This is a genomic window from Azospirillum sp. A26, from assembly GCF_042604635.1.
Taxonomy (GTDB): Bacteria; Pseudomonadota; Alphaproteobacteria; order Azospirillales; family Azospirillaceae; genus Azospirillum; species Azospirillum palustre.
The window spans coordinates 366,527-385,885 of the sequence record NZ_CP170472.1; the positions used below are offsets into that span (position 1 = coordinate 366,527).

At 68.0% G+C, this 19,359-nt stretch carries 17 protein-coding genes; 11 read left to right on the forward strand and 6 right to left on the reverse strand.

What is annotated here, in order from left to right:
• Window positions 1-35: 35 nt before the first annotated feature.
• The gene (locus tag ABNQ39_RS02240) at window positions 36-1,538 is read right to left on the reverse strand and encodes a pentapeptide repeat-containing protein (RefSeq protein ID WP_376958578.1); all 1,503 of its coding nucleotides are present in this window, start codon (window positions 1,536-1,538) and stop codon (window positions 36-38) included.
• A gap of 162 nt (window positions 1,539-1,700) precedes the next feature.
• Between ABNQ39_RS02240 and ABNQ39_RS02245 the strand changes: the two genes are divergently transcribed.
• Entirely contained in the window at window positions 1,701-2,984 is a 1,284-nt protein-coding gene (locus ABNQ39_RS02245; RefSeq protein ID WP_376958579.1) for an MFS transporter, read from the forward strand.
• A gap of 77 nt (window positions 2,985-3,061) precedes the next feature.
• Here the strand turns inward: ABNQ39_RS02245 and ABNQ39_RS02250 are convergent, their stop codons facing one another.
• Complete coding sequence (locus ABNQ39_RS02250; RefSeq protein ID WP_376959746.1) at window positions 3,062-3,865, reverse strand: MlaC/ttg2D family ABC transporter substrate-binding protein; 804 nt, start codon at window positions 3,863-3,865, stop codon at window positions 3,062-3,064.
• A 34-nt stretch (window positions 3,866-3,899) separates the two neighbouring features.
• Window positions 3,900-4,685 (reverse strand): MlaA family lipoprotein, encoded by a 786-nt coding sequence (locus tag ABNQ39_RS02255; protein WP_376958581.1) that lies wholly within the window; start codon window positions 4,683-4,685, stop codon window positions 3,900-3,902.
• A gap of 455 nt (window positions 4,686-5,140) precedes the next feature.
• Between ABNQ39_RS02255 and ABNQ39_RS02260 the strand changes: the two genes are divergently transcribed.
• The 9 genes from ABNQ39_RS02260 (at window position 5,141) to ABNQ39_RS02300 (ending at window position 14,170) form a co-directional block, all read left to right on the forward strand.
• The gene (locus tag ABNQ39_RS02260) at window positions 5,141-6,127 is read left to right on the forward strand and encodes an ArsR/SmtB family transcription factor (RefSeq protein ID WP_376958583.1); all 987 of its coding nucleotides are present in this window, start codon (window positions 5,141-5,143) and stop codon (window positions 6,125-6,127) included.
• Window positions 6,124-7,029 carry a methylenetetrahydrofolate reductase [NAD(P)H] gene (gene metF / locus ABNQ39_RS02265; RefSeq protein WP_376958585.1) on the forward strand — a complete coding sequence of 302 codons (906 nt, stop codon included), beginning with the start codon at window positions 6,124-6,126 and terminating at the stop codon, window positions 7,027-7,029. The genes ABNQ39_RS02260 and metF overlap by 4 nt, the downstream gene beginning before the upstream one ends.
• Window positions 7,030-7,092: 63 nt before the next feature.
• Entirely contained in the window at window positions 7,093-7,566 is a 474-nt protein-coding gene (locus ABNQ39_RS02270; protein ID WP_376958587.1) for a DUF29 domain-containing protein, read from the forward strand.
• A 51-nt stretch (window positions 7,567-7,617) separates the two neighbouring features.
• On the forward strand, window positions 7,618-11,109 hold the full coding sequence (metH, locus tag ABNQ39_RS02275; protein WP_376958589.1) for a methionine synthase: 3,492 nt from the start codon (window positions 7,618-7,620) through the stop codon (window positions 11,107-11,109).
• A gap of 83 nt (window positions 11,110-11,192) precedes the next feature.
• Entirely contained in the window at window positions 11,193-11,525 is a 333-nt protein-coding gene (locus tag ABNQ39_RS02280) for a nucleotidyltransferase domain-containing protein (protein ID WP_376958591.1), read from the forward strand.
• On the forward strand, window positions 11,515-11,919 hold the full coding sequence (locus ABNQ39_RS02285; RefSeq protein ID WP_376958593.1) for a HEPN domain-containing protein: 405 nt from the start codon (window positions 11,515-11,517) through the stop codon (window positions 11,917-11,919). Before ABNQ39_RS02280 ends, ABNQ39_RS02285 begins: the two co-directional genes overlap by 11 nt.
• On the forward strand, window positions 11,916-12,419 hold the full coding sequence (locus ABNQ39_RS02290) for a thioesterase family protein (protein ID WP_376958595.1): 504 nt from the start codon (window positions 11,916-11,918) through the stop codon (window positions 12,417-12,419). The genes ABNQ39_RS02285 and ABNQ39_RS02290 overlap by 4 nt, the downstream gene beginning before the upstream one ends.
• Window positions 12,420-12,484: 65 nt before the next feature.
• Window positions 12,485-13,021: a pentapeptide repeat-containing protein gene (locus ABNQ39_RS02295; RefSeq protein WP_376958597.1), complete on the forward strand. Its 537-nt coding sequence runs from the start codon at window positions 12,485-12,487 to the stop codon at window positions 13,019-13,021.
• A gap of 120 nt (window positions 13,022-13,141) precedes the next feature.
• Window positions 13,142-14,170, forward strand: coding sequence for a GGDEF domain-containing protein (locus ABNQ39_RS02300; protein WP_376958599.1), 1,029 nt, complete (start codon window positions 13,142-13,144; stop codon window positions 14,168-14,170).
• 21 nt (window positions 14,171-14,191) lie between these two features.
• Here ABNQ39_RS02300 and ABNQ39_RS02305 read toward each other — a convergent pair whose 3' ends face one another.
• The 3 genes from ABNQ39_RS02305 to ABNQ39_RS02315 all read right to left on the reverse strand — a co-directional run bounded on the left by ABNQ39_RS02305 (window position 14,192) and on the right by ABNQ39_RS02315 (window position 18,010).
• Window positions 14,192-15,283: an NAD(P)H-dependent flavin oxidoreductase gene (locus tag ABNQ39_RS02305; RefSeq protein ID WP_376958601.1), complete on the reverse strand. Its 1,092-nt coding sequence runs from the start codon at window positions 15,281-15,283 to the stop codon at window positions 14,192-14,194.
• A gap of 112 nt (window positions 15,284-15,395) precedes the next feature.
• The gene (locus ABNQ39_RS02310) at window positions 15,396-17,018 is read right to left on the reverse strand and encodes an ABC-F family ATP-binding cassette domain-containing protein (protein WP_376958603.1); all 1,623 of its coding nucleotides are present in this window, start codon (window positions 17,016-17,018) and stop codon (window positions 15,396-15,398) included.
• Window positions 17,019-17,122: 104 nt separating this feature from the next.
• Window positions 17,123-18,010: a LysR family transcriptional regulator gene (locus ABNQ39_RS02315; protein WP_376958605.1), complete on the reverse strand. Its 888-nt coding sequence runs from the start codon at window positions 18,008-18,010 to the stop codon at window positions 17,123-17,125.
• Window positions 18,011-18,117: 107 nt separating this feature from the next.
• On the opposite strand from ABNQ39_RS02315, the gene ABNQ39_RS02320 reads away from it, so the two are divergent.
• Window positions 18,118-19,347, forward strand: coding sequence for an MFS transporter (locus tag ABNQ39_RS02320; protein ID WP_376958607.1), 1,230 nt, complete (start codon window positions 18,118-18,120; stop codon window positions 19,345-19,347).
• Window positions 19,348-19,359 lie beyond the last annotated feature (12 nt).

Below are 19,359 nucleotides of genomic sequence, written 5' to 3' on the forward strand. Positions count from 1 at the left end.
CAAACTGTTTGGCGGCGTGCCGGACGGCCGCCGGGTCAGCCCGCCATCTTCTGGTGTTCCAGGAAGGCGGTCTTCAGCAGCGCCTTCAGATCGTCGCCATACTGGTGGAAGCGGACGGACAGCTGTCCGCGCTCCTCGTCGCGGTGCAGGACGACGAGGTTGGCGACGGCGGCGACCTCCTGCCGGTCGGCCAGCACGACGCGGGCCTGGAAGGTCTGGCCGCGCTGATAAGGCTGGTTGACCGCCAGCAGGCACAGTCCGCCGACCGACCAGTTGCGGGCGGGGAAGCTGCCATGGTCGGTGTGGACGACCATGCCGGGCCGGACGAAGCGCTTCTGCCGCCGCCGTTCTTCCGGCGGGGGCGGGGGGAAGGGGCTGGAGGCGCCGGCGATGTCGATGCCGGAGCGGTCGGTCAGCGCCTTGGTGAACACCGCGCCGCGCACGATTGCCGGCCCCATGGTGGAATCGCGCAGGTCGGCGTCGGAGAAGTCGGCGCCCTCGAAATTGGCCGGCCAGTCGCGGCCGCCGGCCAGCGGCACCGGCCGGGCATCGACCCCGCTCATCAGCGTGTGCGCCAGATAGGCGCGGCGCAGGGTGGCCCCGCGCAGCACCGCGTCGCGCAGGTCGGCCTCGTCGAGGTCGATGTAGGACAGCTCCGCCATCTCCAGGCTGGCCTTGGTCAGCCGGGCGCCGGGCAGGCGGCAGCGGCGCAGCCGGGCCGCCGCCAGCGTCCGTCCATGCAGGTCCGCCCCCGCCACCGACACGAGGTCGAGGTCGAGCCGCGCCCCCTCCGCCCCGCCGCTGTCGACCCAGCGCTCGTGCCGCTCCACCAACTCAAGGAACTCGGCGACCGGCATCGCGCTGTAGCTGGGGCGGACGATGGCGTCGGGCGGCAGGGCGAAGGGAATGAAGGTCCGGGTCAGGGTGGCGTGGTCCATCACCGTGTTGCCGAACACCGCCCCGTCCAGGTTGGCGCCGCAGAAATCGGTGCCCATCAGCACGGCGGAGGTCAGCTCCGCGCCCGTCAGGTCGGCGTCGTTCAGATCGGCGCCGGTCAGGTCGCAGCCGGAGAAGTTGGCGCCGGCCAGGATCGACCGCTCCATCTTCGCTTCGGTCAGGCGGGTGGTGCCGGTGCCGCGGGTGGAGGTCTGGCCGTTACCCTCCTGGCCGCCGCTGTCCACCAGCTCGCCCGCGCGGAAATCGGCGCCGCGCAGGTTGGCATCGGTCAGCAGGGCGCGGTGCAGGTTGGCGCCGCGCAGGTCGGCGCCGGTCAGGACGGCGCCGGTCAGGTTGACCGCCTCCATGTCGGCGCCGAACAGGTCGGCCTGCGACAGGTTTGCCTTCACCATGCGGGTGTTGCTGAGGTTGGCCCCAGCCAGCTTGGCGCCGGCCAGCGACACCCGCTCCAGATTCAGCCGCGAGAGGTCGCGGAAGCTGAGATCGGCACGCCGCCCGCTGGACGGCCGCTTCAGCCATGCCTGATGCGCCTGGATGATCGTCCGGAGTTCGTCGATCTCTTTCGGATCGCGTTCGGCCATGGCGTCGGGTTCCCGGATCCAACCGTATGACGAAAGACAGCGCTGTCGTCGCAACGATAGCCCGTTCGGACAGGCGCGTCACTGCTTCTGAAGGCTCTGGACCAAATCGCTTCAACGGGCGTTCTGTTGCCGCAGCTCCATCCGGGGCGGACTCCCTGCAGGATGACCGACGTGGCCGGACCGAACCGTTCTCTCGATCTGCTGAACTTCTTCCTCGCCGACGTGCGGGATGGGCTCGGCCCTTATCTGGCAATCTATCTGCTGACCGTCCAGCATTGGAACGAGGCGGACATCGGGCTGGTGATGACGCTCGCCGGGCTGGCGGGGATCGCCGCGCAGGTGCCGGCCGGGGCGCTGGTCGACGGCACCCGCTACAAGCGCGCGGTGGTCATCGTCGCCGCGCTTCTGGTGACGGTGGGGTCGCTGACCTTGCCCTGGCTGAACAGCTTCACCGTCGTCGCCGTGCTGCAATCGGCGGTGGGCGCCGCCGGGGCGGTCTTCCCACCGGCCATCGCGGCCATCACGCTGGGGATGCTGGGGCCGCGCGCCTTCGTCCGCCGGGTCGGGCGCAACGAGTCCTTCAACCATGCCGGCAATGCGGTGGCGGCTCTGCTGGCCGGTCTGGCGGCCTATGCCTTCGGACCCATCGCGGTGTTCTGGCTGATGACCGCGATGGCGCTGTGCAGCATCGCCGCGACGGCCGGCATTCCCGCGAACGCCATCGACCATGCGGTCGCCCGCGGGCTGCATGGCGGCGACCATGGCGCCAACCATGGTGGCGGGCGCGAGACGCCGTCCGGTCTGCGCGTCATCCTGAGCTGCCGTCCGCTGCTGATCTTCGGCGGATGCGCCGCCCTCTTCCATTTCGCCAATGCGGCGATGCTGCCGCTGGTCGGCCAGAAGCTGGCGATGAAGGATCCGGCGCTGGGCACCAGCCTGATGTCGTTCTGCATCGTCGCCGCGCAGCTGGTCATGGTGCCGATGGCGATGCTGGTGGGCGCCAGGGCCGACCGCTGGGGGCGCAAGCCTTTGCTGCTGGCTGCCTTCCTGGTCCTGCCCGTGCGCGGCGTCCTCTACACCCTGTCGGACAACTCCGCCTGGCTCGTCGGCGTCCAACTGCTGGACGGGGTCGGCGCCGGGCTGTTCGGCGCGCTGTTCCCGCTGGTGGTCGCCGACCTGACCGAAGGGACCGGGCGCTTCAACGTCAGCCAGGGCGCCATCGCCACCCTCCAGGGCATCGGCGCCTCGCTCAGCACAGCCGCCGCCGGACAGATGGTGGTGCGGGAGGGCTACAGCGCCGCCTTCCTGATGCTGGCCGGGGCCGCGGGCGTGGCCCTGCTGCTCGCGGCGCTGCTTCTGCCGGAAACCCGCAATGTCGCCACGACTGAGGCCGGTGAGGACGACATGGCACCGGGCGACGCCGCAAAAGCCGCATCCGAGGCCTGAAACGGAAGCCTGAAACGACGAAGCCCGGCTCCATGACGGGGCCGGGCTTCGCGCTAAGTAAGGCTGCTGTGGACCGGTCAGCCGGTGCGGCCGACCTTCTGGCGCAGCGCCTGGATCAACCCGTCGATGCGGCCGCTATTCTGTTCGATGACGGAGGCGAATTCCTGCCGCTGGGTCACGCCCATGCTGACATTCTCCACCACCACGTCGATGATCTTGTAGTCGGCGGCGCCCTTGCGGACACGCCAGCTGACATTCACCGGCGGGCCGCTGGGGCGGACGATCTGCGTCGTCACCATGCTGTCGGCTTCACCGGCCGGGCCGACGCCGGTGATCTTGAACGTCTCGCCGGAATACTCGACGAAGCGCTCGGCATAGGTGTTGACGATCAGCTGTTCGAACAGCTTCTGGTATTCGGCCCGCTGCGCCTCGTTGGCGTTGTTCCAGTAGCGGCCCAGCACCCAGCGGCCGATGTACGGGACGTCGAAGCCGGCGTACAGCAGCGTGCGGAAGCGCTGGATCGCCTGATCGCGCGACAGGCTCTTGTCCGAGAAGGTTGCGATGGCGTCGTTCCCCAGCTTCTGGATGAACGCGCTTGCCCCCTGGTCCGCGGTTTGCGCGGCTGCGGGAGAGATGAGAGAGTGCCCGGCCCAACCGCTCACCGCGAGCAGGGCAGCGGACGCGACAAACTGGCGGCGTGTCAGCATGATGGGGCGAAAGGTGGCTGTTGCTGGGGCTTTGTCAACGGTCATCTGGCCTTTGGGCTGCCGCCGGATGCTTTTGGAGGAGGCTTTCGGTCCTGCCCCCATGTCCGGCGCAGCCCGTCGGCCCGCCGAAATGATCGCCGCACCCATCCCCGGAGGGTGGCGTGCGGCGGTCACGATGGGCAAGGCCGCGGAGTCTTCTAAGAACGGATCAGGGCTTCGGCGCGGTGGTGAAGTCCGGGAATTCCGGAGTCGTGCCGGCCTTGTTGTTGCTGATCGCCGCCCGGCGCTGCTGCTGGTACAGGCTGCGCACGGTGGCGTAGAAGTCCAGCGAGTTGCGGCGCAGGTCGTCGACCTCCTTCAGCACCTCCGACCGGCGGTCGACGGCGCTGACGATGCCGCGCGTCATGTAGGCGCCCTTGTGGTCGTTGGCGTAGGCCCAGATGCGGATCGGGTCGCCCACGGTGTCGACGGCGTAGCCGGCGGTGTCGCGCAGGTTCGACGGACCCAGCAGCGGCAGGACCAGATACGGCCCGTCGCCCACACCCCACACCGCCAGCGTCTGGCCGAAATCCTCCGGCGCCTGCGGGATGCCCGCCTGCGTCGCGACGTCGGCGATGCCGCCGGCGCCGAGGATGGTGTTGGTCAGGAAGCGGCCGGTGGCGTTGGTCGCCCCCTCCACATTGCCCTGCAACAGGTTGTTGGCGATGTAGAGCGGCGACATCAGGTTGTCGATGAAGTTGTGGATGGCGTCGCGCACCGGATCGGGCACGACCCCCACATAGACCTCGGCAGCCGGGCGGATCACCAGCACGTCGGCCGCCTCGTTGGCGGCGAAGACGAAGCGGTTGGGGATTTCCAGCGGATCGCTGACCTGATAGGCCGCATCCGCAGCACCCGAGTCGCCCGGGTTGGTCGCGCAGGCCGTGGCCGTCAGGGCGAAGGCCACCACGGTGGCCGAACGGAGGAGGGAGCGGGAAAGGCTGGCCAGCTTCATGTGCGACGGCTCTTTATCTGTGGGCTCGACTCGGTGCGGGTCGCCGCATCTCCTGTCCACAACCGAAGACCCCGATGGCTGGAGTCCTCAACCCTGGCAAGGTGGCTACGCGGTCGGGAGGAAGATTGGGCGAGATATCGCAGAATTTCCACCGTTTCCTGACCTAACACAGGCTTGGCCTTTTGACCAGCATGCGCCGGCATGTCGCCGGAGAGGCCGCGGCGACTGTGTCGGCTTTGCCGCAATAAGGCGGGAGAGCTTGCATCTTGCCGCTTTCCGCCGCGGACTGCCGGTGCCGGGCTTGGCCGGTGTGGACATGTCGCAGGCGTCGGTGCAACCGGCTGCGAAAAGCGGTTTACGACGCATAAAGATATCTTTATATCTGTATCCAGGCCGGCGGGGCGGGGTGTCCCGGCCGGCCGGACCCTTTCCTGGCCCGAATCGGACGTGAGGCGATGGACGATCTGCTTGCGACGCTGAAGGCGGCGGCCGAAACGACGCGATTGCGGCTGCTGGCACTCTGCGCGCATGGCGAGCTGACGGTGACCGAACTGACCCAGATCCTGGGCCAGAGCCAGCCGCGCGTCTCGCGCCACCTGAAGCTCCTGTGCGACGCCGGCCTGCTTGACCGCTTCCGCGAGGGGACCTTCGCCTTCTACCGGCTGGCCGAGAAGGGGCAGTCGGCCGAGCTGGCGCGCGTCCTGGTCGACGCCATCCCCGCGGACGACGCCACCCTCATCCTCGATCTGGAGCGGCTGGACGCCATCAAGCGGGCCCGCTCGGAAAGCGCCGCCACCTATTTCCGTGAGAATGCCGCGCGCTGGCACGAAATCCGCTCCCTTCACGTTGCGGAAGGCGAGGTCGAGGCCGCTCTGCTGCGCCTGTTCCCGGAAGAGGGGGTGGAGGAGCTGCTGGATATCGGCACCGGCACCGGACGGATGCTGGAGGTGCTCGCCGGGCGCGTCCATCGCGCGATCGGGGTAGACCAGTCGCGCGAGATGCTGGCCGTCGCCCGCAACCGGCTGGAGGAGGCGGGCCTGCGCCACTGCCATGTCCGTCAGGCCGACATGTACCAGCTGCCGTTCCCGTCCGGATCCTTCGATGCCGCGGTGATCCATCAGGTGCTGCACTACACCGAATCGCCGGCCGGCGTGCTGGCCGAGGCCGCGCGGGTCCTGCGCCCCGGCGGGCTGCTGCTGATCGTCGATTTCGCCCCGCATCATCTGGAAGCCCTGCGCGAGGAGCATGCGCACCGCCGCCTGGGCTTCTCCGATGCCGAGGTCGCCGGCTGGTGCCGCCAGTCCGGCCTCGACTGCGGCCCGGTGGTGCAGCTGCCGGGCGACCCGCTGACCGTTTCCGTCTGGCCGGCCAACCGCCTTGCCGCCGGCGCCGCCATTTCCTTCCCGAAGACCGCCCACTCGCTCAGCGGAGTTCCGTCATGACCGCGCCCACCTCTGCGCTGCCGTCCATCAGCTTCGAGTTCTTCCCGCCCAAGTCGGAGAAGATGGAGCAGAGCCTGTGGCAGTCGATCCGGCGGCTGGCCCCGCTGTCGCCCAGCTTCGTGTCGGTGACCTACGGCGCCGGCGGATCGACGCGCGAGCGCACCCACGCCACCGTCTGCCGCATCCAGGACGAGACCGGCATCCCGGCCGCCGCCCATTTCACCTGCGTCGGCGCCACCCGCGACGAGATCGACGCCATTGCCCGCACCTATTGGGATGCCGGCATCCGCCATCTGGTGGCGCTGCGCGGCGATCCGCCGGAGACCGCAGGCGGCGTCGGCGGACAGTATGAGCCGTTCCCCGGCGGCTACGCCTACGCCGCCGATCTGGTGGCGGGGATGAAGCGCATCGCCGATTTCGAGATCTCGGTGGCGGCCTATCCGGAAAGCCATCCGGAGGCGCCGAACGCCCAGTTCGACCTGGACAATCTGAAGCGCAAGGTCGATGCCGGCGCCACCCGGGCCATCACCCAGTTCTTCTTCGACAACGACGCCTATTTCCGCTTCCTCGACCGCTGTGCCGCGGCCGGCATCCATGTGCCGATCGTCCCCGGCATACTGCCGATCACCAACTTCGCCCGCGCGGTGGAGTTCGCCGGCAAGTGCGGCGCCTCGATGCCGGCGAAGCTGGCCGAGACCTTCGAGGGGCTGGACGACGATCCGGAAACCCGCCAGCTCGTCGCCGCGACCGTGGCGGCGGAGCAGTGCCAGGCCTTGCAGGCTCAGGGCGTGAACGACTTCCACTTCTACACGCTCAACCGGTCGGACCTGACCATCGCCATCTGCCGCATGTTGGGCGTGAAGGCGAAGGCCGCTCCCGCTGCGGCAGCGGTGGCGGGGTAGGGCGCCGGCCGCCACGGTTTCATGCTAGACTGGCCGCACATCCGCGGAAGGGGGCATCGCGCCATGGACAGCCGGATCGGATACGACACCGACTTCCTCGCCTGGACCGAGGAGCAGGCGCGCCTGCTCCGCGAAGCGTCGCGAGAGCGCATCAACACGCCCATCGACTGGGAGAATGTCGCGGAGGAGATCGAAAGCATGGGCCGGTCGGAATTGCGCGCGGTCGAAAGCGCGCTGGTCCGTGTGATCGAGCATCTGCTGAAGCTGGAATACTCCCCGGCGGTCGATCCGCGCGGCACCTGGCGCCGCAGCGTCCGTGAACATCGCGACCAGGCGAACGATACTCTGGGGGACAGCCCCAGCCTGCGCAGCAAGATCGACCTTGCCAAGTCTTACCGGCGTGGCCGCGACTATGCGATGGAAGGGCTTGAGCAGGATAGGCTACCCGCTGACCTGCTTCCGCCCGACTGCACCTATTCGCTGGACCAGCTTCTCGACGAGGACTGGTGGCCGTTGAACCGCCACGGCCTGACCTGACCCTGCCTTTTCTGCCCCGAACCCGCCAAATAACGGACAAGACGCATTCCCATGCCCCACATCCTCGACACCCTGCGTGACCGTGTTCTGCTTTGCGACGGTGGGTTCGGCAGCCGCATCCAGGCGCTCGACCTCGACGTCGAGAAGGATTACTGGGGGCACGAGAACTGCACCGACATCCTGCCCCTGTCGCGCCCGGACATCGTCCGCGACATCCACCGCGGCTATTTCGAGGCCGGGGCGGACATGGTGGAGACCGACACCTTCGGCGCCTCTCCGGTGACGCTGGGTGAGTTCGGCATCTCCGAGAAGGCCTTCGAGATCAACCAGCGCGCGGTCGAGCTGGCGCGCGAGGCGGCGGAGAGCTTCAAGGACGGCCAGCCGCGCTTCGTCATCGGCTCCATCGGGCCGGGCACCAAGCTGCCCAGCCTGGGCCACATCGCCTATCAGCCGGCCGAGGACAGCTTCTATGTCCAGGCCGCCGGCCTGATCGCCGGCGGCGCTGACGCCATCCTAGTCGAGACCTGCCAGGACCCCTTGCAGATCAAGGCCGCCGTCAACGGCATCAAGCGGGCCCGGCTGGAAGCGAAGTCCGACACCCCCGTCTTCGTCCAGGTGACGGTGGAGACCACCGGCACGCTGCTGGTCGGCACCGACATCGCCGCCGCCGCCACCGTCATCCAGGCGCTCGACGTGCCGCTGATGGGGCTGAACTGCGCCACCGGCCCGCTGGAGATGAGCGAGCATGTGCGCTGGCTGTCGCAGAACTGGCCGGGCCTGATCTCGGTCCAGCCCAATGCCGGCCTGCCTGAACTGGTCGACGGCAAGACCCACTACCCGCTGCGCGCCGACGACTTCGCCCATTGGCTGGAGCGCTTCGTCGGTGAGGACGGGGTCAACCTCGTCGGCGGCTGCTGCGGCACCAATGTCCCGCACATCGCGGCGGCGAACCAGATGCTGCGCAAGCTGGCCCCGGCCGGCTCGCACCGTCCGGCGCCGAAGGGCCGCACCGTCCATTGGGTGCCGGCGGTGGCCTCGCTCTACTCCCAGGTGACGCTGCGCCAGGAGAACGCCTTCTTCGCCATCGGCGAGCGCTGCAACGCCAACGGCTCCAAGAAGTGGCGCGAGTTGCAGGAGAAGAACGACTGGGACGGCTGCGTCGAGATGGCGCGCGAGCAGGTGAAGGAAGGCAGCCATTCGCTGGACGTCTGCACCGCCTTCGTCGGCCGTGACGAAGTGGCGGAGATGAACGCGGTGATCTCCCGCTTCTCCGGCTCGGTGACGGCGCCGCTGGTCATCGATTCGACCGAGTACAAGGTGCTGGAACAGGCGCTGGCGCTCTATGGCGGCAAGGCGATCCTCAACTCGATCAACTTCGAGGACGGCGAGGAGCCGGCAAGGCTGCGTCTGGCGCTGGCCAAGAAGTTCGGCGCCGCCGTCATCGCGCTGACCATCGATGAAGAGGGCATGGCGAAGACGCCGGACCGCAAGCTGGAGATCGCCAAGCGGCTCTACGATCTGGCGGTGAACGAGTACGGCCTCGCCCCGTCGGACCTGCTGTTCGACCCGCTCACCTTCACCATCGCCACCGGCAACGAGGACGACCGCAAGCTCGCCATCTGGACCTTGGAGGGGATCGAGGCCATCGCCCGCGAGATGCCCGGCTGCCAGATCATCCTCGGCCTGTCCAACGTCTCCTTCGGCCTGAACGCCGCGGCGCGCCATGTGCTGAACTCGGTCTTCCTCGACCATGCGGTGAAGAGGGGGATGACGGGCGCCATCGTCCATGTCTCCAAGATCCTGCCGCTGCACCAGATCCCCGAGACGGAGGTCAAGACCGCCGAGGATCTGATCTTCGACCGCCGTGCGGAAGGGTACGACCCGCTCCAGGCCTTCATCGCCCTGTTCGAGGGGCGGAAGGCAGCGGACGCCAAGAAGAAGGCCCGCGCCGAGACTGTCGAGGAGCGGCTGAAGGAGCGCATCGTCGACGGCGACCGCACCGGGCTGGAGGACGATCTCGCCGAGGCGATGAAGAGCCATCCGCCGCTGGAGATCATCAACACCTACCTGCTCGACGGCATGAAGGTGGTGGGCGAGCTGTTCGGCGCCGGCAAGATGCAGCTTCCCTTCGTGCTCCAGTCGGCGGAGACGATGAAGGCCGCCGTGGCGTGGCTGGAACCGCACATGGAGAAGATCGAGGGCCAGCAGAAAGGCACGCTGGTTCTCGCCACCGTCAAGGGCGACGTCCATGACATCGGCAAGAACCTCGTCGACATCATCCTGACCAACAACGGCTACAAGGTGGTCAATCTCGGCATCAAGCAGCCGGTCACCGCCATCATCCAGGCGGCCAAGGAGCACAAGGCCACCGCCATCGGCATGTCCGGCCTGCTGGTGAAGTCCACCGTGGTGATGCGCGAGAACCTGGAGGAGATGACCCGCGAGGGGCTGGAGGTTCCGGTCCTGCTCGGCGGTGCGGCGCTGACCCGCGCCTATGTCGAGGGCGACTGCGTGGCCTCCTACGGCTCGGGCCGCGTCGCCTATGCCGGCGACGCCTTCGACGGACTGACCCTGATGGACAAGGTGGTGGAGGGCAGCTTCGACCAGCAGCTCGCCATCCAGCAGGCCAAGCGCGCCGGCAAGGCGACCAACCGCCGCCGCGTGCTGGGGCAGGCGACCAGCGCCGCCACCGGCCCGGTCGACAAGGACGCCGTCCGCGCCCGCCGCCACCGGCTGGCCGAGGGCGTGCCGGTGCCGACCCCGCCCTTCTGGGGGCCGAAGCTGATCGACCATGTGCCGCTGAAGACGCTGGTCACCTACCTGAACGAGCGGATGCTCTATCAGCTGCAATGGGGCTACCGGAAGGACGGCAAGTCCTTCGAGGAGTTCAAGGAGTGGGCGAAGAAGGAGCTGCGGCCGGTGCTCGACCGCATTCTCCAGATCGCGGCGAAGGAGGAAATCCTGCGCCCGACCGCCCTCTACGGCTATTGGAAGGCGGCGGCCGACGGCAACGACGTCATCCTGTTCGAGGAGGACGGCACCACCGAGGCCGCCCGCTTCTCGCTGCCACGCCAGGGCAAGGAGGATGGTGAGTGCATCGCCGACTTCCTGCGCGACGTGACCGATCCGGAGCGTGACGTGCTCGGCCTCCAGGTCGTCACCATGGGCCAGCATTGCGCCGAGGTGGCGCGCGGGTGGTTCGCCGAGAACCGCTATCAGGACTATCTCTATCTGCACGGCCTGTCGGTGGAGATGACCGAGGCGATGGCGGAATATGTCCATGCCCGCATCCGTGCGGAGCTTGGCTATGGCGCCGAGGACAGCCGCGACAAGGAGAAGCTGTTGCAGCAGTCCTACCGCGGCAGCCGCTACAGCTTCGGCTATCCGGCCTGCCCGAACCTGAAGGACCAGGAGCAGTTGCTGAAGCTGCTGGACGCCGGCCGCATCGGCATCGAGATGTCGGACGAGGACCAGCTCCATCCGGAGCAGAGCACCTCGGCCATCGTCCTGCACCACCCGCGGGCCAAGTACTTCTCGGTGTAAGGCCCCCGGTCTATGGCCCCCGGTCCATGGGATGATCCTCCGCCACCCGTTCCGTGTTAGGATGGGCGGCGGAGGATCATCCCATGGCTGTGGTCGACACGCGGAACGACGAGAAGCTGCAAATCCTGCTGGACCGGATCGTCCCGGCCCTGGAGCCGGAAGCCGTCTACCTGTTCGGCAGCCGGGCGCGCGGCGATTTCGACGAGGACAGCGATTACGACCTGCTGGTGATCGTCCCGGACGATGCGCCGAAGGAACGGCGGTCGATCCGCTATGCCTATGCGTCCAAGGTCGGCACCGGTATTCCCGCCGACATCATTCCTTGTACGCGCACCAATTACGAAGCGTCCAAAGATGTCGTGGGCACCTTGAGCTACGAGGTTAAGCGCCGGGGGCTCCGGGTTTATGGAGCGTAGGGAGGTCCAGGCATGGCTGGTTGTTGTGGAGCGCGACGTGAAGGCGGTCCGCAACAACCTCTATGGTCCCGAACCGGAGCCAAATATGGCGGCCTATCACTGCCAGCAGGCGGTCGAGAAGCTCGCCAAGACCCTGCTCGTGGCAGCCGGCACGATGCCACCCAAGTCCCACGACATCGACAGTCTGGTTGCCCGGCTTCCAACCGGGCATCCGATGGCGCTGCGCATCGCCGCGTTGGCTCATCTCACCGCTTTCGTCAGTGCGCCGCGTTATCCGGGAGCCGGTATCTTCGACGACCCTCTCCCTGACCTGCCGGTTTCGGAGGTCGCCGGTTGGCTGGCGGAGATCGAGGCGCTGCGAACCGACATCATCCACTTTCTTGGAATGCCATGACTGCCGATGCCCCCGCCCCCCTGACCCTCCACCGCGAAACCGTGCGTCCGGAGTGGATCGACTACAACGGGCACATGAACGTCGCCTATTACCTGCTGGCCTTCGACCACGCGACGGATGCCGTGCTGGACCGCTTCGGGATCGGCAAGGCGTATGTCGCGGCGGAGAACCGGTCGGTCTTCGTCGTCGATGCCCACCTGACCTACGCCCGCGAGGTGATCGAGGGGACACCGCTGCGGTTCGACTCGCTGCTGCTCGGCGCCGACGCCAAGCGGCTGCACCTGTTCCACGAAATGCGGCATGCCGAGGAGGGCTGGCTGGCGGCGACGGCCGAGGTCATGCTGCTGCACGTCGATCTCGGCACACGCAAGACCGGCCCCTTCCCGCCGGCCGTCGCGGCTGCGCTGGCCGGACAGGCGGCTGCCCATGCCGTCCTGCCCCGGCCGCCGCAGGTGGGGCGTGCGGTTGCCCGGCTGGACGCTTCCCGAACCGCCGGATAACCGCAAGCGCTGCTTGCGGCGGCCCGGTGGTTGAGTTGAGCGGCGGTGCCCCCATCTATCGAGGGATGAGAACCGCACCCGTCCCGCCGCTTCGCTTGCGCATCCGTTCCGCCAGTCTCGCCGCCGCCGTGGCCGTGCTGACCGTCCTTTCCGTGGGCCCGGCGCTGGCCGATTGCACCGAGGCGGCACAGCCGAAGGTCAATTGGCGGCGCTGCTCGCTGGAGGGGCAGACGCTGACCGGTGTCGATCTCAGCGGTGCCATGCTGCGCGATGCGACCTTTCAGCGCGCCAGCCTGGGCGAGGCGAAGCTGACCGATGCCGACGGCTACCGTGCCAAGTTCATCAGCGCCACCGCCCCCGGTGCGGTCTTCGACAAGGCCCGCCTGATCGAGGCCGATTTCACCCGTGCCGACCTGACCGGCGCCAGCTTCCGCGAGGCCGACCTGCGCAATGCCAAGATGGTGGGGGCGTCGCTGGCGCGTTCCGACCTGACGGGAGCGAAGCTGTCCGGCACCGACCTGCGCCATGCCGACCTGTCTGGGGCACGCTGGACCGACGGCAAGCATATCTGTGCCGAGAGCTCCGTCGGGCAATGCAATTAATCGGATAATGCACAACCAGAGCGGTTGTAACATCTCGCTTTGTTCCCAAAAACCTTCTTGCCGTAAGGGCTTGCGCCGCGTACCGTTCGAAACCGAATGATTTTTGGACGGACGACGGTCGTGGCAACTGCGGAGGATTTCGAGCGTTCCAGCGGCCTTGCCGCGAAGGCCATGGAGCGGATGCTGTCCGACCGGCTGCCGGCCACCCCGGAAAATTTCACGCTTTGGTATGTCTATTACAGCGGCAACAACCCAGATCTGACCCGCGCCATCGATCTGGCGCGCCGCGATGGGCTGGCCGCCTCGCAAACGCTGTGCGACGAGCTGTACAAGCGCTTCTTCACCATGGACGCCGAAGCCCAGGCGATCCGTGAGACCTCCGACAAGGCCCGTTATGCCCTGGGGCGCATATTGGAGCAGCTGGGCAATGTCGGGTCGGAGACCGAGCGTTACGGCAACGCCCTGTCCGGCTTCCGGGAGGAGTTGGACCAGCCGCTCAGCCTGTTGGAACTGCGCGCCATGGTCGCCGCCATCGCCGCGGAGACCAAGGAGATCGTCGACCGCCAGACGGCGCTCCAACTGCAGCTTCAGGAATCGAGCCAGCAGCTGGCGGAGATGCGGGTCAGCCTGGACAGCGCGCGGCGCGAGGCGCTGACCGACGGGCTGACCGGCATCGGCAACCGCAAGGCCTTCGACCTGATGCTGGAAGAGGCGATGGAGACCGCCGTCCGTGACGAGCAGCCGCTGTCGCTGCTGATGGTCGACATCGACCATTTCAAGAGCTTCAACGACACCCACGGCCATCTGGTCGGCGACCATGTGCTGAAGCTGGTCGCCCGCATGCTGACCGAATGCATTAAGGGCCGCGACACCGCCACCCGCTATGGCGGGGAGGAGTTCGCGATCATCCTGCCGCGCACCAGCCTGGAGAACGCCACCAAGCTGGCGGAGCAGGTGCGGGCCTTCGTCGGTGGCCGCCAGATCGTGAACAAGGCGCGCAATGCCAATTACGGCACCGTCGCGCTGTCGGTCGGCGTCGCTCAGTACCGCCCCGGCGAACCGTCTTTGATGCTGGTCCGCCGCGCCGATCAGGCGCTCTACGCCGCCAAGCGCGGCGGCCGCAACCGGGTGACGGCCGAGGCCGTCTGAACAGGCCGGCCCCCTATCCGGTCAGACGGCAAGCCTGCGCCGGACCTCCTCCGTCCCGCGCAGCAACTCCGCCACCAGTTCCCCCGCCGGGCGCCGCTGCGCCAGTGTCAGACCCTGTCCGGCCCACAGCGACAGGAACTCCGCCCGGCCGGCCTTGCCGGCGGCGGTGCGCAGCGGCCGGGTCAGCGTGTTCTGCAAGGGGAAGGGCAGCACCGCCTCGAGCGCCTGCGGGTCCTCCACCGTCTCCATGAAGCGGTTGACGATGCCGCGTGCCGGCCGGCCGGAGAAGGCGCGGGTGATGCGGGTCTGGTCCTCGCGCGCCGCCAGGATGGCGGCCTTGTGCGCTTCGGGGATGCCGGCCTCGCCGGTCGTCAGGAACACCGTGCCCATCTGCACCGCGGTCGCGCCCAGGGCCAGCGCCGCGGCGATGCCGCGCCCGTCCATGATGCCGCCCGATGCGATCACCGGCACGCCCACCGCATCGGCCACCTGCGGCACCAGCGCCATCGTGCCGACCAGATTGGCGGCCGGATCGCCGATGAAGCTGCCGCGATGCCCGCCGGCCTCGCTGCCCTGGGCGATCACCGCATCGACGCCGGTCCGCTCCAGGGCCACCGCCTCCGCCACCGTGGTCGCGGTGCCCAGCACCCGCATGCCGCGCGCTTTGGCCGCCGTCACGCTCTCTGCCGGCGGCAGCCCGAAGGTGACGCTGTAGAAGGCGGCTCCGCTGTCCAGCAGGGCGGCGACCTGCCGGTCGAAGGCGTCGCCGCCATAGGCGGGCTCCTCCGCTTCCGGCAGGCCAAGCTCGGCATGGAAGGGCCTCAGGCGGGCCATCGCCTCGGCCATCATTGGGGCCGGTCCGGGGGCCGGCCCGGGAGCCGGTGTAGGCGCGAACAGGTTGATGCCGAAGGGCAGGGCGGTGCGCTGACGGATGGCGAGCCCTCGCTCGGCGATCTGCTCCCCGGTCAGATAGGCGGCGCCGACGAAGCCGAGCCCGCCGGCCTCGTTGACCGCAGCGACCAGGGCCGGCGTATCGCCGCCCCCCGCCATCGGCGCCTGGATCACCGGCGACCGCAGCCCCAGCCGTTCAAGGGATTCCGTGAGAGAGGGCATGTCCGCCTCCGCTGTCTCGACAACGCAGGCGATGCTACGCCCCGGCGGACTTCACGACCAATGACTTGTTCCGAAGGGTCCATTCACTTGGAGTGATGGGAAGGGCAGGGGATCAGCTGTGCAGCCCCGGCGCCTCCTGGCCGGTGCGCTCGACATACTCGGTGTAGCCGCCGCCATACTGGTGAATGCCCTCCGGCGTCAGCTCCAGCACGCGGTTGGAGAGGGCTGCCAGGAAATGGCGGTCGTGCGACACGAACAGCATGGTGCCCTCATAGGCCGCCAGCGCCTGGATCAGCATCTGCTTGGTGTCGAGGTCCAGGTGGTTGGTCGGCTCGTCCAGCACCAGGAAGTTGGGCGGGTTGAACAGCATGATCGCCATCACCAGCCGCGCCTTCTCCCCGCCCGACAGCACGCGGCACCGCTTCTCCACATCGTCGCCGGAGAAGCCGAAGCAGCCGGCCAGCGCCCGCAGCGAGCCCTGGCTGGCCTGCGGGAAATGCGCCTCCAGCGCTTCGAAGATGGTCTGGTCGCCGTCCAGCAATTCCATCGCATGCTGGGAGAAATAGCCCATCTTGACGCTGCCGCCGACGGTGACGGTGCCGCTGTCGGGCTCGGTCGTTCCGGCGATCAGCTTCAGCAGGGTCGATTTGCCGGCGCCGTTGACGCCCATCACGCACCAGCGCTCCTTGCGGCGGATGGTCAGGTCCAGCCCTTCATAGATGGACCGGCTGCCATAGCCCTTGTGGACGTTCTTCAGCACCGCCACGTCGTCGCCGGAGCGCGGGGCCGGCGGGAAATCGAAGGTCACCACCTGACGGCGCTTGGGCGGTTCGAAGCGCTCGATCTTGTCCAGCTTCTTCACCCGGCTCTGCACCTGGGAGGCGTGCGAGGCGCGGGCCTTGAAGCGCTCGATGAACTTAATTTCCTTCGCCAGCATGGCCTGCTGGCGTTCGAACTGCGCCTCCTGCTGCTTCTCCTTCAGCGCCCGCTGCTTCTCGTAGAAGCCGTAGTCGCCGGAATAGCTGGTCAGCGTGCCGCCATCGATCTCGATGATCTTGGTGACGATGCGGTTCATGAACTCGCGGTCGTGCGAGGTCATCAGCAGGGCGCCCTCATAGCCCTTCAGGAAGCCTTCCAGCCAGATCAGGCTTTCGATGTCCAGATGGTTGCTCGGCTCGTCGAGCAGCATGGCGTCGGGGCGCATCAGAAGGATGCGGGCCAGCGCCACGCGCATCTTCCAGCCGCCCGACAGGCCGCCGACGTCGCCGTCCATCATCTCCTGGCTGAAGCTGAGGCCCGCCAGCACCTCGCGCGCCTTGCCCTCCAGCTCATAGCCGCCAAGCTCGTCGAAACGGGCCTGCACCTCGCCGTAGCGTTCGATGATGGCGTCCATCTCGTCGGCGCGGTCAGGGTCGGCCATGGCAGCTTCAAGCTCCGCCAGTTCGGCGGCGACGACGCTGACCGGCCCGGCGCCGTCCATCACCTCCGCCACCGCGCTGCGGCCGGACATCTCGCCGACATCCTGGTTGAAATAGCCGATGCTGACCTGCTTCTCGATCGCCACCTGACCGCCGTCCGGCTGCTCCTCGCCGGTGATCATGCGGAACAGGGTGGTCTTGCCGGCACCGTTCGGACCGACCAGCCCGATCTTCTCACCCCGGTTGAGCGCCGCGGAGGCCTCCAGGAACAGGATGCGGTGGCCGTTCTGCTTGCTGACGTTATCGAAGCGGATCATGGGCGGCAGGGGTCCTTAGGGCGTGATGCGCGAATGTGTGATGGCGGCCCCTTATGCCACAGGATGTGCGCCGCAGCAGAGTCCTGATCGATCCAACCTCTCTCCTACCGTCCGCTCTCCCGCGCGAGATCCAGGAAGCCGGCGATGTAATCGACGGCCTCCTCGCCGCGGCGGATGCCGAGATGGATGCTTTTGCCGATCCCGTCGGCGCCGAGCCGCAACGTGCGGACGGGCAGGCCGCCCCCGTCCTCCCGCACCAGCCAGTCGGGCAGGACGGTGATCCCACGCCCGGCGGCGACCAGTTGCAGCATCAGGTCGGTGGTCTCCGCCGTCCGGTGGCGGCGCGGCCGGCACCGGCCGGGGACCAGGAAGCGCGTGTAGATGTCCAGCCGGTCCAGGCTGACCGGTACGGTGATCAGCTCCTCGTCCAGCAGGTCCTGCGGCTGCACAATCCGGCGCGCGGCCAGCGGATGGGCCTCATGCACCACCAGCACGAGCTGGTAATCGAAGACCGGGGTGAACAGGATGTCCGGCCGGTCGACCGGGTCGGGGGTGATCAGCAGATCAATCTCGTTGTCCGCCAGCGCTGCGACGCCGTCGAAACGGAATTCGGTGCGCAGGTCGAAATCCACCTCGGGCCAACGGGTCAGATACACCCCGGTCTTCCGCATCAGCCATCGCTCGCAGGGGTGGCATTCCATCCCGACCCTCAAGGTGCCGCGCCGGCCCGTCGCGAAATCGGCCAGCACCCGTTCCGCATGCTCGAACTGCGGCAGCACCCGCTGGGCCAGCGCCAGCAGATGCATCCCCGCCTGGGTGAAGCGGAGGCTGCGCCCCTTCTTCATCCAGATCTCGATGCCGTGGCGCTCCTCGAATTTGCGGATGCTGTGGCTCAGCGCCGACTGGCTCAAGTTCAGCCGGCCAGCGGCGGCGGTGACGCTGCCCGTCCGGTCAACCTCGCGCAGGATCGCGAGGAACTGGCGATCGAGCATCCATGACTCCTGTTCATCGAACCATGAGAACAAACCATTTCCGCTCATACTGCGGCAAGGCTAAGCCTTGCTCAACCATCCGCTCTCGAACCCGTCTAAGGAGTCCCATGCCGCAAGCCGAAGCCACTGCCAGGACCGAACCGGCGTCCGCGGCCTCCCATGCGCATGAGCTGAGCAACGTTGCCCGGCTCGTCGTCGCGCAGGCGCTGGCCGGTGCCAATGCGGTGGTCGTCTATGCCACCGGCGCCATCGTCGGCAACACGCTGGCCCCCAGCCCGGCGCTGGCGACGCTGCCGATCTCCATCTTCGTGGTCGGCATGGCGATCTGCACCCTGCCGGCCGGCAGCATCGCCCGGCGCTTCGGCCGGCGTACGGCGTTCCTGAGCGGGACCGGATGCGGTGTCCTCGTTGGGCTGCTGTCCTCGCTGGCCCTCCTGCTCGGCTCGTTCTGGCTGTTCTGCGCAGCGATGATCCCCGGCGGAGCCTATGCCGCGGTGGTGCTGTCCTTCCGTTTCGCCGCCGCCGACTGCACCAGTCCGGAGCGCCGGCCGCGCGCCATGTCCGCCGTGATGGCGGGGGGTGTGGTTGCCGGCATCGTCGGGCCGCAGCTCGTCACCCACACCATGAATTTGTGGCCGCCGCACCTGTTCGCCGCGACCTATCTGGCGCAGGCCGCCGTCGCCGCGCTGTCGGCGCTGGTCCTGCTCGGCGTCCGCCTGCCCAAGCCGACAGCGTCGGAAGTCGCCGGCGGTCGCCCGCTGGCTGTCATCCTGCGCCAGCCCCGCTTCATCACCGCGGTGATCTGCGGGGTGGTGTCCTATTTGCTGATGAACTTCATCATGACCGCCGCCCCGCTGGCGATGCGGCTGTGCGGACTGCCGCAGGAATCGTCCAATCTCGGCCTGCAATGGCATGTCATCGCCATGTACGCCCCCAGCTTCTTCACCGGGCGGCTGATCGGCCGCTTCGGCGCGCCGCGGATCGTCGCCGCCGGTCTGGCGCTGATCGCCGCATCCTCCGCGGTCGGGCTGGCCGGGCAGGACATTGCGCATTTCTGGATCGGCCTGATCCTGCTGGGGGTGGGGTGGAACTTCGGCTTCCTCGGCGCCTCCGCCCTGGTGCTGGACTGCCATCGGCCGGAGGAAAAGACGCGGGTGCAGTCGTTGAACGATTTCATCGTCTTCGGCACCATGGCCTTCGGCTCCTTCGCCTCGGGCAGCCTGCTGACGAGCTACGGCTGGGATGCCGTCCTGAGCATCTCCTTCGTCCCGCTGGCGCTGGCGACCGCGGCGCTGATCGCGACGGCGTTGTATCGTTCGGAGCGGAAGACGGCCTGAAAATACGACGGG

What these genes read in the sequence shown, in the direction of transcription:
- ABNQ39_RS02285 (WP_376958593.1), top strand. Translation starts at nt 11,515, where the DNA reads ATGGAGCGTAGGGAGGTCCAGGCATGGCTGGTTGTTGTGGAGCGCGAC.
- metH (WP_376958589.1), top strand. Translation starts at nt 7,618, where the DNA reads ATGCCCCACATCCTCGACACCCTGCGTGACCGTGTTCTGCTTTGCGAC.
- ABNQ39_RS02270 (WP_376958587.1), top strand. Translation starts at nt 7,093, where the DNA reads ATGGACAGCCGGATCGGATACGACACCGACTTCCTCGCCTGGACCGAG.
- ABNQ39_RS02240 (WP_376958578.1), bottom strand. Translation starts at nt 1,538, where the DNA reads ATGGCCGAACGCGATCCGAAAGAGATCGACGAACTCCGGACGATCATC.
- metF (WP_376958585.1), top strand. Translation starts at nt 6,124, where the DNA reads ATGACCGCGCCCACCTCTGCGCTGCCGTCCATCAGCTTCGAGTTCTTC.
- ABNQ39_RS02245 (WP_376958579.1), top strand. Translation starts at nt 1,701, where the DNA reads ATGACCGACGTGGCCGGACCGAACCGTTCTCTCGATCTGCTGAACTTC.
- ABNQ39_RS02295 (WP_376958597.1), top strand. Translation starts at nt 12,485, where the DNA reads ATGAGAACCGCACCCGTCCCGCCGCTTCGCTTGCGCATCCGTTCCGCC.
- ABNQ39_RS02315 (WP_376958605.1), bottom strand. Translation starts at nt 18,010, where the DNA reads ATGCTCGATCGCCAGTTCCTCGCGATCCTGCGCGAGGTTGACCGGACG.
- ABNQ39_RS02260 (WP_376958583.1), top strand. Translation starts at nt 5,141, where the DNA reads ATGGACGATCTGCTTGCGACGCTGAAGGCGGCGGCCGAAACGACGCGA.
- ABNQ39_RS02290 (WP_376958595.1), top strand. Translation starts at nt 11,916, where the DNA reads ATGACTGCCGATGCCCCCGCCCCCCTGACCCTCCACCGCGAAACCGTG.
- ABNQ39_RS02255 (WP_376958581.1), bottom strand. Translation starts at nt 4,685, where the DNA reads ATGAAGCTGGCCAGCCTTTCCCGCTCCCTCCTCCGTTCGGCCACCGTG.
- ABNQ39_RS02305 (WP_376958601.1), bottom strand. Translation starts at nt 15,283, where the DNA reads ATGCCCTCTCTCACGGAATCCCTTGAACGGCTGGGGCTGCGGTCGCCG.
- ABNQ39_RS02320 (WP_376958607.1), top strand. Translation starts at nt 18,118, where the DNA reads ATGCCGCAAGCCGAAGCCACTGCCAGGACCGAACCGGCGTCCGCGGCC.
- ABNQ39_RS02280 (WP_376958591.1), top strand. Translation starts at nt 11,193, where the DNA reads ATGGCTGTGGTCGACACGCGGAACGACGAGAAGCTGCAAATCCTGCTG.
- ABNQ39_RS02310 (WP_376958603.1), bottom strand. Translation starts at nt 17,018, where the DNA reads ATGATCCGCTTCGATAACGTCAGCAAGCAGAACGGCCACCGCATCCTG.